Origin of the sequence: Streptomyces sp. NPDC048338 (assembly GCF_043201055.1) — a bacterium.
Taxonomy (GTDB): Bacteria; Actinomycetota; Actinomycetes; order Streptomycetales; family Streptomycetaceae; genus Streptomyces.
Genome location: NZ_JBICYQ010000012.1, coordinates 86,447 through 97,936, shown reverse-complemented (window position 1 = coordinate 97,936; position 11,490 = coordinate 86,447). Strand labels below are relative to the sequence as shown.

9 protein-coding genes are annotated in these 11,490 nt (G+C 73.8%); all 9 read right to left on the bottom strand.

Features of this window, described 5'->3' with window-relative positions; translation table 11 throughout:
* Window positions 1-50: 50 nt before the first annotated feature.
* The 9 genes from ACGFZF_RS26515 to ACGFZF_RS26475 all read right to left on the bottom strand — a co-directional run bounded on the left by ACGFZF_RS26515 (window position 51) and on the right by ACGFZF_RS26475 (window position 11,487).
* Window positions 51-3,845, bottom strand: a complete 3,795-nt coding sequence (locus ACGFZF_RS26515; RefSeq protein ID WP_393558036.1) for a multifunctional oxoglutarate decarboxylase/oxoglutarate dehydrogenase thiamine pyrophosphate-binding subunit/dihydrolipoyllysine-residue succinyltransferase subunit — start codon at window positions 3,843-3,845, stop codon at window positions 51-53.
* Window positions 3,846-4,126: 281 nt separating this feature from the next.
* The gene (locus ACGFZF_RS26510) at window positions 4,127-5,164 is read right to left on the bottom strand and encodes an ATP-binding protein (protein ID WP_393558034.1); all 1,038 of its coding nucleotides are present in this window, start codon (window positions 5,162-5,164) and stop codon (window positions 4,127-4,129) included.
* An 80-nt stretch (window positions 5,165-5,244) separates the two neighbouring features.
* Entirely contained in the window at window positions 5,245-5,982 is a 738-nt protein-coding gene (locus ACGFZF_RS26505) for a response regulator transcription factor (protein ID WP_147981198.1), read from the bottom strand.
* 59 nt (window positions 5,983-6,041) lie between these two features.
* Window positions 6,042-6,707, bottom strand: a complete 666-nt coding sequence (locus ACGFZF_RS26500; protein ID WP_393558031.1) for a spermidine synthase — start codon at window positions 6,705-6,707, stop codon at window positions 6,042-6,044.
* Window positions 6,708-7,000: 293 nt separating this feature from the next.
* Window positions 7,001-7,612, bottom strand: coding sequence for a hypothetical protein (locus ACGFZF_RS26495; protein WP_393558029.1), 612 nt, complete (start codon window positions 7,610-7,612; stop codon window positions 7,001-7,003).
* Window positions 7,609-8,925, bottom strand: a complete 1,317-nt coding sequence (locus tag ACGFZF_RS26490; protein WP_393558027.1) for a hypothetical protein — start codon at window positions 8,923-8,925, stop codon at window positions 7,609-7,611. The genes ACGFZF_RS26495 and ACGFZF_RS26490 overlap by 4 nt, the downstream gene beginning before the upstream one ends.
* On the bottom strand, window positions 8,922-9,719 hold the full coding sequence (locus ACGFZF_RS26485; RefSeq protein WP_393558025.1) for an ABC transporter ATP-binding protein: 798 nt from the start codon (window positions 9,717-9,719) through the stop codon (window positions 8,922-8,924). The genes ACGFZF_RS26490 and ACGFZF_RS26485 overlap by 4 nt, the downstream gene beginning before the upstream one ends.
* Window positions 9,716-10,918: a zf-HC2 domain-containing protein gene (locus ACGFZF_RS26480; RefSeq protein WP_393558023.1), complete on the bottom strand. Its 1,203-nt coding sequence runs from the start codon at window positions 10,916-10,918 to the stop codon at window positions 9,716-9,718. Before ACGFZF_RS26480 ends, ACGFZF_RS26485 begins: the two co-directional genes overlap by 4 nt.
* Window positions 10,915-11,487: an RNA polymerase sigma factor gene (locus tag ACGFZF_RS26475; RefSeq protein ID WP_393558021.1), complete on the bottom strand. Its 573-nt coding sequence runs from the start codon at window positions 11,485-11,487 to the stop codon at window positions 10,915-10,917. The genes ACGFZF_RS26480 and ACGFZF_RS26475 overlap by 4 nt, the downstream gene beginning before the upstream one ends.
* Between the last annotated feature and the right edge of the window lie 3 nt (window positions 11,488-11,490).

Here is an 11,490-nt window from a genome sequence, read left to right as displayed (position 1 = left end):
CCGGCACCCCTCGCGGGGTGCCGGGCCTCCGTTCGTGCGGATGCCGTCGATCAGGCCTCGAAGACCTCGTTGACCAGCTGCTGCTGCTCGGCCTGGTGACGCTTGGCCGAACCGACCGCCGGGGACGAGGAGTGCGGACGCGAGATCCGGCGCAGGCGCTCGCCGTGCGGGATGTCGGCGCCGACCGCCAGGTCCAGGTGGTCGATCAGGTTGAGGGCGATGAACGGCCAGGCACCCTGGTTCGCCGGCTCCTCCTGCGCCCACAGGTACTTCTCGGCGTTCGGGTACTTGGCGATCTCGGCTTGGAGCTCGGCACCCGGCAGCGGGTACAGGCGCTCCAGCCGGATGATCGCCGTGTCCGTGACGCCGCGCTTCTGACGCTCGGCCTCCAGGTCGTAGTAGACCTTGCCGGAGCAGAAGACGACCTTGCGGACGTCGGCCGCGTTCACCGTGTCGTCGCCGATCACCGGACGGAAGCCGCCGGTGGTGAACTCCTCCACCTTCGAGGCCGCGGCCTTCAGGCGCAGCATCGACTTCGGGGTGAAGACGATGAGCGGCTTGTGGTGCGGGTTGTGCACCTGCCAGCGCAGGAGGTGGAAGTAGTTCGACGGCAGCGTCGGCATGGCGACCGTCATGTTGTCCTGGGCGCACATCTGCAGGAAGCGCTCCGGGCGGGCGGACGAGTGGTCCGGGCCCTGGCCTTCGTAGCCGTGCGGCAGGAGCAGCGTGACGCCGGAGGTCTGGCCCCACTTCTGCTCGGCCGAGGAGATGAACTCGTCCACGACGGTCTGCGCGCCGTTGACGAAGTCACCGAACTGGGCCTCCCAGACCACGAGGGAGTCCGGGCGGGCCAGCGAGTAGCCGTACTCGAAGCCCATCGCCGCGTACTCGCTGAGCAGCGAGTCGTAGACGTTGTAGTGGGCCTGGTCCTCGGTGAGGTAGAGCAGCGGGGTGTAGTCCTCGCCGGTCTCCTGGTCCACCAGGACCGCGTGACGCTGGCCGAAGGTGCCGCGGCGCGAGTCCTGGCCGGACAGCCGGACGGGGGTGCCCTCCATCAGCAGGGAGCCGATGGCGAGCGTCTCGCCGAAGCCCCAGTCGATGGTGCCGTCGTCGATGGAGGCCGCGCGACGCTGCATCTGCGGCATCAGGCGCGGGTGGACCGTGATCCGCTCCGGGATGTTGACCTGCGACTCGGCGATCCGCTTCACGACCTCCTGGGAGACCGCGGTGGTCACCGCGACCGGGAACTCGGGCTGCGGGTCCGGGACGTGCGCCGGGGCCGGGGCGGAGGTGGCCTCGCGGACCTCCGCGAAGACCTTCTCCAGCTGGCCCTGGAAGTCCTGGAGCGCCTGCTCCGCCTCTTCGAGGGTGATGTCGCCGCGACCGATCAGCGACTCGGTGTACAGCTTGCGCACCGAACGCTTCTTGTCGATCAGGTTGTACATCTGCGGGTTGGTGAACTGCGGGTTGTCGCCCTCGTTGTGACCGCGGCGGCGGTAGCAGATGAGGTCGATCACGACGTCCTTGTTGAACGTCTGGCGGAACTCGAAGGCGAGCCGCGCGACGCGGACCACGGCCTCCGGGTCGTCGCCGTTCACGTGGAAGATCGGCGCCTCGATCATGCGGGCCACGTCGGTCGCGTACATCGAGGAACGCGAGGACTCCGGGGCGGCGGTGAAGCCGACCTGGTTGTTGATGACGATGTGGACCGTGCCGCCGGTGCGGTAGCCGCGCAGCTGCGACATGTTCAGCGTCTCGGCGACGACACCCTGGCCGGCGAAGGCCGCGTCACCGTGCAGGGCGACGGGCAGGACGGTGAAGTCCGTGCCGCCCTTGTTGATGACGTCCTGCTTGGCGCGGACGACACCTTCCAGGACCGGGTCGACCGCCTCCAGGTGCGAGGGGTTGGCGGTGAGCGAGACCTTGATCTGCTCGCCGTCCAGGCCGGTGAAGGTGCCCGAGGCGCCCAGGTGGTACTTGACGTCGCCGGAGCCGTGCATCGACTTCGGGTCGAGGTTGCCCTCGAACTCGCGGAAGATCTGCGCGTACGACTTGCCGACGATGTTGGCGAGGACGTTCAGGCGGCCGCGGTGGGCCATGCCGATGACGACCTCGTCCAGGCGGGACTCGGCGGCGGAGTCGATGACCGCGTCGAGCAGCGGGATGACGGACTCGCCGCCCTCCAGCGAGAAGCGCTTCTGGCCGACGTACTTGGTCTGCAGGAAGGTCTCGAAGGCCTCGGCCGCGTTCAGGCGGCGCAGGATCCGCAGCTGCTCCTCGCGCTCCGGCTTGGAGTGCGAGCGCTCGACGCGGTCCTGGATCCACTTGCGCTGCTTCGGGTCCTGGATGTGCATGAACTCGACGCCGGTGGTGCGGCAGTACGAGTCGCGCAGGACGCCGAGGATGTCGCGCAGCTTCATCATCGACTTGCCGGCGAAGCCGCCGACGGCGAACTCGCGCTCCAGGTCCCACAGGGTGAGGCCGTGCTCGGTGATGTCCAGGTCGGGGTGCTTGCGCTGGCGGTACTCCAGCGGGTCGGTGTCGGCCATGACGTGGCCGCGGACCCGGTAGGAGTGGATCAGCTCGAAGACGCGGGCGGCCTTGGTGACGTCGTCGTCGTGCGAGGCGTCGATGTCCTTGAGCCAGCGGACCGGCTCGTAGGGGATGCGCAGGGCCTTGAAGATCTCGTCGTAGAAGCCGTCCTCGCCGAGGAGGAGGTTCGCGACGATGCGCAGGAACTCGCCGGAGGCGGCGCCCTGGATGACGCGGTGGTCGTACGTCGAGGTCAGGGTCATGACCTTCGAGATGCCCAGCTTGTTCAGGGTGTCCTGGGAGGTGCCCTGGAACTCGGCCGGGTAGTCCATCGAGCCGACGCCCATGATCACGGACTGTCCGGGCATCAGACGCGGCACGGAGTGGACGGTGCCGAGTCCGCCGGGGTTGGTCAGCGAGACCGTGACGCCGGTGAAGTCCTCCATCGTGAGCTTGCCCACGCGGGCGCGCTTGACGATGTCCTCGTAGGCCTGCCAGAACTCGAAGAAGTTCAGGGTCTCGGCCTTCTTGATGCCCGCCACGACGAGCTGGCGGTCGCCGTTCGGCTTCACCAGGTCGATCGCGAGCCCGAAGTTCACGTGCTCCGGCTTGACCAGGGTCGGCTTGCCGTCCTTCTCCGCGAAGGAGTGGTTCATCGACGGCATGGCCTTGATCGCCTGCACCATCGCGTAGCCGATCAGGTGCGTGAAGGAGATCTTCCCGCCCCGGGCGCGCTTCAGGTGGTTGTTGATCACGATGCGGTTGTCGAAGAGCAGCTTCACCGGGACGGCGCGGACGGACGTGGCCGTCGGCACTTCCAGCGAGGCGTTCATGTTCTTCGCGACGGCGGCGGCGGGGCCGCGCAGCGTGATCAGCTCGGGACCGGCGGGCGCCTCGGCGGCCGGGGCGGCCTGGGCCTTGGCGGCGGGCGCGGCAGGCGCCGCGGCCTTGGCGGGCGCCGGGGCCGGAGCGGCCTTCACCGGCGCCGGAGCGGCGGCGGCGGGCTGCGCGGGGGCCGCGGCAGGCGCGGCCTGTGCGGTGCCCGCCTGCGGAGCGGCGGGCGCGCTCGGAGTGGTCGTGGGGGTCGGCGCGGCTCCGGCCGCCCCCGCGGCGGCGGGAGTGTCCGAGGAGCCGGGCTTGTAGTCGGCGAAGAAGTCCCACCAGGCACGATCGACCGAATTCGGGTCCTGGAGGTACTGCTGGTAGATCTCGTCGACGAGCCACTCATTGGCGCCGAAGGCGGTCGCGGGGTTCTGACCCCGCCCGTCTTGGTCGGTGGAGATGCTCGAGTTACTGGGGGACTGAGACGACACGGCGGTAACCGCCCTCTTCCGCTTCACAAGGTGATGGACAGCGGAAATAAAGGCTACGCCTCCCTGGCCGAGAGGTGCAGGCCGGGCACTCCAACGTCGCGCAAGTCACACTTGACGGGGTGTTTCGGGGCATGGATTGGCGGGAAACAAGCGTGGTTCTGCCCTCTCGCGGGTACGCGAGGTGGCGGCTGCGGCCCTGTTTGGCCCGCATCCCTGATCACGTCCTGGCCGTGTCCTGTACAGGTACACGCAGAACGTGTGCTTCCGGTTCGAACCCTACGTCAATCCCGCACCGGGACGCTGCCCGGAAGAGTGATCTGGATGCGGCAGCCGCGTGACGATTCGGCCACTCCGATGGTTCCGCCGTGCAGATCCACCGCCCAGCGGGCGATCGCCAGGCCGAGCCCGGTGCCGCCGTCGCTGCCCGGGACCGGCTGGCCCCCCGCCGATCCCCGGTTGAACCGCTCGAAGACGGTGTGCCGCAGCGCCTCGGGGATGCCGGGACCCTCGTCCTCGACCTCCAGCTCCAGGGAGTCCGGCCAGGGCCCGCGCCGGGCGTGCACGGTCACCCGGCCGTGCGGCGGCGAGTGCTTCACCGCGTTGTCGATCAGGTTCGCCACCACCTGGTGCAGCCGCTCCGCGTCCGCGTGCGCGGTCAGCTCGGGCGGGGACACGTCGAGGTGCAGATGGACGTCCGTGCGGTTGTGCAGGCCGGAGCTGGAGGACAGGCCGCGCTGCGACGCCGCCAGGTTGGCCTCCCGGAGCACTCCGGACAGGTACGGCCAGACCTCCAGGCGTCGTACCTTCAGCGAGACGACACCGTTGTCGAGACGTGACAGGTCCAGCAGCGTCTCCACGAGCCTGCCGAGCCGCTCGGTCTGCTTCAGAGCCGTCCGCATGGTCTCGGGGTCGGCCTCGGAGACGCCGTCCACGACGTTCTCCAGGACGGCCCGGAGCGCGGCGATGGGGGTGCGCAGCTCGTGCGAGACGTTGGCGACCAGCTCCTTGCGGTGCCGTTCCGCGGCCTCCAGGTCGTCCGCCATGCGGTTGATCGTCGAGGCGAGGTCGCCCAGCTCGTCGCGGCGGTCCGCGCCGCGCACCCGCCGGCTGAAGTCGCCGCGGGAGATCGACCCCGCCACCGTGTTCATCTCGTCCAGGGGCGCCGTCAGCGACTGGGCCACGAACTGGGTGATCAGCAGGGTCGCGATCATCGCGAAGATCGTGATGTAGCGGAACTCCGTGGAGGTCCGGATCGCCACCAGCGCGAGGCCCGTGGTCAGCAGGACGGCCCCGACGACCAGGGCGCCCAGCTTCGTCATGATCGAGATCGTGATCCGCCGGCCGCCGGACCGTTCGGTCCCGTCCGCGCCCCCGCGCCCGGTGCGCGGCCCCCGCCGGCTCATGGCGCGGGGGTCTCCAGCGCGTAGCCGACGCCGTGCACGGTGCGGATGCGCTCGGCCCCGATCTTCCGGCGCAGCGCCTTGATGTGGCTGTCCACGGTCCGGGTGCCGGAGGCGTCCGCCCAGTCCCACACCTCGGCGAGCAGCTGCTCGCGGGAGAGGACCGCGCGCGGGGTGTTCGCCAGGCAGACCAGCAGGTCGAACTCGGTCGGGGTCAGGTGCACGTCCTCGCCCCGGACCCGGACCCGGCGCTGCGCGTGGTCGATCTCCAGCTCGCCCAGGCGCAGGATCCCGCTCCGCGGGGTGACGGCCGCCAGCGCGGCCCGCTCCACCCTGCGCAGCAGGACGTGGACCCGCGCCGCGAGCTCGCGCATGGAGAACGGCTTCGTCATGTAGTCGTCGGCGCCGACGCCGAGGCCGACCAGCATGTCCGTCTCGTCGTCACGTGCCGTGAGCATCAGCACCGGCACCGGCCGCTGGGCCTGGACCCGGCGGCAGACCTCCAGGCCGTCGAAGCCCGGCAGCATCACGTCGAGCAGCATCAGGTCCGGCTGCCATGCCTCGGCCGCGTCGACCGCGGCCGGGCCGTCGGTCGCCGTCTGCACGAGGAAGCCCTCCGCCCGCAGCCGGGCGGAGATCGCCTCGACGATCGTCGTGTCGTCCTCGACGACCAGTACCCGCCGCTGAGCGCCCGGAGTGGCCGCCGCACCGTGTTGAGTGGTGTGTGTCTGCTCCATTGCCCCGCCTCGCTCGCTGATGGTCGGCCAGCAGCCTAGAGGCAGCGGGAGCATCCCGGCTACGCAGGACGTACGGCGAGGTGCACCACGTCCGGGACGCCCCGGGCAACGGGGATCTCTTCCGTCCGTACCCCGTTGAATCCGGCATTCCGCAAGGACTCCTCGAAATCGGCCGACGGTCGCGCGGACCACACGGCGAGGATTCCACCGGGGTTCAGACGGGCCGCGCAGGCCGCCAACCCCGAGGCGGAGTACAGGTGTTCGTTGTCCTCGGTGACGGTCCAGTCCGGTCCGTTGTCGATGTCCAGACAGAGCGCGTCGTAGGTGTCGGGGGAGGTCCGGAGGTACTCCACGAGATCCGTGTGCAGGATCACGCTGCGCGGATCGCCCAGCGCCTCGCCGGACAGGGCGGCCAGCGGGCCCTCACGGTGCCAGTCGATGATGGCCTGCTCCCGCTCGACCACCACGATCCGGCCCCAGCGCGGGTCGGCGGCCGCGTGCGCGAGGGAGAAACCGACGCCGAGACCGCCGATCAGCACGGAGGCCCCGTGGCGCCCGCCGAGGGCGTCCATCGCGGCGTCGATCAGCAGCCGCTCGGAGCGGCCGTCGGAGGTGTCCATCAGGAACGTGCCGTTGGCGATGATCTCGAAGTGGTCGTCGCGCCGGCGCAGGACCACCTCCCCGTAGGGGCCTTCGCGGCGGTCGAGTGTGACGGGGGTCGGCATGGTGGCGCTCACTCCGGTCTCGGCTCGGCGGGACGACGTGCGGCCATCCTCGCCGGGCGGGGACGGCCGGACAACCACCTTTCCGGGCGCCCGTGGTGCCGGGCGGTGGCGCGGAACGGCCCCGAGGGGCGCGGGAGCCGTACGTGGCGGGCCCGGCGCCGTGGTCAGGGGCGGGGCGGCGACGTCACGGACGCGGCGCCCCGTGCGTCACGTACCACTCGATCCGGTTCAGTTCGCGGCGCGCCGAGGACACGACCGAGTCCGCGACCGAGGCAGAACGTCCCCGGGCGCGGTCACCGTCCGGAGCGCCGGGCGCCCCGCGCCACGTACACCGCGGACCCCACGGCGAAGAGCGCGACGGCCACCGGCCACGCCCCCGGCCGGGTCTCCGGCAGCACCGGCCAGAACCACAGGCCCGCTCCGCCGTCCGTCCCCGCCAGCCGGCACGCGCCGACGTACGCCGTCATCGGCAGCCAGCTCAGCCGCGCCCCGACCAGCACGGCCGCCGCGGCCGTCACCCCCACCGAGCCCAGCGTGTTGCGCACCATCGCCGCGACGCCGAAACCCTCCGCGTATCCGGGGAGGACGGCGAGCGCGAGCAGTGCCACCGCCGGCGCCGTGAGCAGAGCGAGGTGGGCGGCCCGCCGCGGCCACCAGGGCCGTACCGCCGTACGGTCCAGGTCCTCGCTCCACCCGTGCAGGCTCGTGCCGACGGCACCCGCCGCCAGCAAGGGGGCCAGCGCCGCCAGCGACGCCCCGGCCGCGGGGTCCAGGCCGGCCCGGGTCCGGAGCCAGGCGGCCACCCAGGCCGCGACCGCCGCCGTGCCGACGAGCGTCGCCGCCGCTCCCACGACTCCTCGCGAACGGGCGTACAGCACCGGACCGTTCAGGATCCGTCCGGTCACGGCAACGGCACCTCCGCCGGATCGCAGCGGTCGGCCGCCAGGAACCGCGCGAGATACCTGCGCTGCTCCTCGGGCGACTTCGCCTTCAGCCGGTCGACCAACGGCCGCGCCGGGGCGCTGTCGACGCCGTACCCGTCCGGTGCCGGCGCCAGCCATTCGAGGACGGCGAGCTGGACCAGGGCGGCCTGCTCCGTGCCGGGCCCCCCGACCGGATCCCCGGGCCGGCAGGTCTCCGAGATCAGCCACTGGGCGACCGCGTTCACGTACTGGTCCGGGTGGTCCAGCCGGCCGCGGGTGGCTTCCTCGGCCGGGTCCGGCAGCGACCTGTCCCCGGGCCCCGGCTCACCCGGTCCGGTCCGCCAGCGGACGGGCGCGCCCGGCAGCCCGTGGAGCCGGGCGTTCAGCGGTGCGAGCGCCGCGGACACCTGCGGCAGCAGGGCGCGGTCGACGGCCGGCAGGCACACCTGCGGCGAACCGCCGTCGCAGACGAGCCGGGCGGCGGCCGGGTCCGGACGCCACGGCCCGTCGGCCGGCAGCCGCAGGACCGCCGCCCCGGCGGCCAGCGCGACCGCGAGCGGGACGAGCGCCCACAGCCGGGGCCGGCCGCGGTGGGCCGCGCAGGCCACCAGTGCGGCCAGGGCCAGCCCACCGGTCCAGGCGGCCGAGGCGGGCGCGAACCACCCCACCGGCTGGTCCCAGTAGTAGCGGTGCTCGGCCGCCGGACCGAGCCAGCGCGCGCCGGAGTCGGTGTACGAACCGACGGCGAGCCCCACGTAACCCACCACCGCCAGCAGCGGAGCGGTCAGCCGCCCGCCCACGAGCCGGCCGGCGACATGGCCGAGGACACCGAGGGAGGCGAGCGCCACCGTGTCGGCGAGGACGAGTTCCAGGAACGGCCGCCCGGCTCCGCCGGCGTACGGCCATGTCGTGGCCAGGCACACCAGGGCCGCCACCAGGTGGCCGGCCGCGGGCCACGCCGCGGCCGGTGCCGCGGCCACCAGGGCACGGCGCACCGGGTCGCGCGGCACCGAGCCGAGCAGCTCCAGGGTGCCGCGCCGCCGCTCCCGGCCGCCGATCACACAGCCCGCGGCGAGGACCAGCGGCCCGCCGAGCAGGCCCGTGGTGACGTGCAGCATGTCGGTCGTGTCGGTCCAGCGCCCCTGCCAGCCGGGCCCCTTGCCGTACATCCCGGCCAGCACCAGCGCGGCGACGGTGAGCCCGAGCCAGGGACCGAGACCGCGCCGCAGTTCCGTCGGGAGCGGGGCGGGCGCGGGCGGGGGAGTGCGCGGAGGAGCGGCCGCCGGGGCGCTCACCGGGCACCGCCCCGCGTCGCGGGGACGGACGGGACGGCGGCCCGATGGGTCCGCAGGGCGTTCGTGTAGCCGCGTTCGATCGCGTGGGTGCCGTCCCCGGGACCGTCCGTCTCCTCGCCCAGGGCCGACAGTCGGGCGGTCGAGCCCCGGAAGGCGACCCGGCCCGCCTCGATCAGGGTGACCTCCGAGCAGGCCGCCGCCACGTCCTCCACCAGATGCGTGGACACCACGACCGTCGCCGTGGTGCCCAACTCCCGCAGCAGCGAACGGAACTCGACCCGTTGCTCGGGGTCGAGGCCCGCCGTCGGCTCGTCGAGCAGCAGCAGTTCCGGCTCGTTCACGATCGCCTGGGCGATGCCCACGCGGCGGACCATGCCGCCGGACAGGGTCTTCAGCTTCGCGTCGGTCCGGTCGCCCAGCCCGACCCGCTCGACGGCCCGCCGCACCGCCTCGGCGGCGCGCGCGGCGGGCATCTCCTTGAGCCAGGCGACGTACGCGACGAACTCGCGGACCGTGAAGCCCGGGTAATAGCCGAACTCCTGCGGCAGGTAGCCCAGTCGGCGCCGGATCTCGGAGCGGGTCCGATGGGCGCCGGCGTCCAGGCCGAGCAGCTCCAGCCGGCCCGCGGAGGGTGCGGCGACGGTCGCCAGGACCCGGATGAGGGAGGTCTTGCCGGCGCCGTTGGGGCCCAGCAGTCCGTGCACACCGGGGCCCAGGGTCAGGTCCAGCGCGTCGAGCGCGACGGTACGGCGGTGCCGGACGGTCAGCCCGGTCACCGAGACGGTCGGGATCACAGGTTCCCCAGGTGGTCGAAGGAGCGCCGCCGCAGGGCGAGCAGCCCGGCGCAGACGACGGCGGCGGTGGCCCAGGCGCCCTGGACGGCGGGGCCGGAGAGCAGCCGGGCCAGCTCGGCGGTCGCCCCGGGGCGGCCGAGTACGGGCCCGGCGACGGCGAGCAGCCAGCCGCCGCCGAGCGTGGCGGCGGCGGCCCGGCACCCCACGAACGAGCCGAGGGCGAGCGTCGCGAGGGCCAGCGCCAGACCCGGCAGCAGCCAGGCCGCCGCCCCGGGCACCCCGGGCGCGGCCGGCAGCAGCGCCCCCGCGGCGGTCAGCAGGGGCACGCTCACGCCGAGGACGGCGGCCGTCCGGGTCAGCAGCAGGCGCAGCCCGCCGGAGGGCGTGGCGGCGACGATCTCGTCCATCGGGTCGGCGTGCCGGCCGTACGACAGGGCCACCCCGGCGAGCGGGAGGACCGGGGCGACGGCGAGCAGCAGCGGCCGGACGTCCCGGAAGCCCGCGCCGTACGCCAGCCCGAGGGCGGCCACGGCGACGGCGACCAGCGACCCCAGCCATGCACCGCGCAGCGCGGGCCCGGCGGCCCAGACGACGCGCGCGAGCCGGGTGGGGGGCCGGGGTCCGGCGGGCCGCCGCGAGGTGCGGCCGGCGGGCTCCGGCGAGGCGCGGTCGGCCGGTGCGGCGGCTCGCGTGGGCGTGCCGCCCGGGGCCGCCGCACGGCCGGGCACCCGCCCGGCGGGTCCGGCGGCGGACGCACGGCTGCCGTGCCCCGGCACGACGGCGGCCGCCGAGTCCGCGGCGGAGGTGCCCCCGGCGGCGGGGGCGGCCCCGCGGGCCGCTCGCCCCGGACCTTCGGCCGAGCGCCGGGCGGCCCTCTCCACCAGGGCGCCGGCGGGCTCGTCCCGTCGGTCCGGAGCGTTCGAACCGCCGCCGCCGCCGGCGGCCCGGATCCGGGCCCGGAGACGGCCCGCGCGGGCGGGTGTCGTGGCGGCCTCACTCCGGACCTCGTCCAGCAGCGCCGCGCGGAGGTCCGCCAGGGCCGGGCCCGCCGCCCCCGCGCGGACCGCGTCCGAGACGCGCACGGCGCACGCGCCGCACGTCTCGACGTGCTTCTCCACGGACCAGGCGTCCGGCTCGGGGGCCGAGCCCCGGGCGTAACGGTTCGCCAGGTCCTCGGTCACGTGCCAGGGCGTCGTCATGCGGTGCCTCCCAGGGGGTGGGTGGTGCCGAGGGCGGCACGCAGTTCGCGCCGGGCCCGCAGGGCGCGGGTCTTCACCGTGCCCTCGGGTATTCCGAGCAGCCGGGCCGCCTCACGCGTCGTCAGTCCGTCCACCACGGTGGCCCGCAGGACCTCCCGCAACTCCGGCGAGATCCGGTCGAGCGCGGCGCCGACGTCGCCGTACTCCAGCCCCGCCAGCACCCGGTCCTCCGCGGAGGGCGCGAGGGCCACCGGCTCGGGGTCCGTGCGCGGGACGCGGGCCTGGGCGCGGCGGGCGTCGACCAGCCGCCGCGCGGCGATCACCCAGAGCCAGCCGCCCGCCTCACCCCGCCCGCGGTGCGAGCCCGCGGAGCGCCACACCGTCACGAAGGTGTCCTGGAGCACCTCCCGTACCGTCTCGTCGTCCGGGCAGCGCCGGGCGAGCCGCGCGTGGAGCCAGCCCGCGTGGCGGTCGTACAGCACCGCCAGCGCCTCGGCGTCCCCCCGGGCGACCGCGCGCAGCAGCGCCGAGTCGTCCTCGTCTCCCCCTGCGGGGCGCAACAGTCTCACGCC

Bases quoted from the DNA above. Each gene is read 5' to 3' on its own strand.
- ACGFZF_RS26480 (WP_393558023.1), bottom strand. From the start codon at position 10,918: ATGACGACGCCCTGGCACGTGACCGAGGACCTGGCGAACCGTTACGCC.
- ACGFZF_RS26500 (WP_393558031.1), bottom strand. From the start codon at position 6,707: ATGCCGACCCCCGTCACACTCGACCGCCGCGAAGGCCCCTACGGGGAG.
- ACGFZF_RS26505 (WP_147981198.1), bottom strand. From the start codon at position 5,982: ATGGAGCAGACACACACCACTCAACACGGTGCGGCGGCCACTCCGGGC.
- ACGFZF_RS26510 (WP_393558034.1), bottom strand. From the start codon at position 5,164: ATGACGAAGCTGGGCGCCCTGGTCGTCGGGGCCGTCCTGCTGACCACG.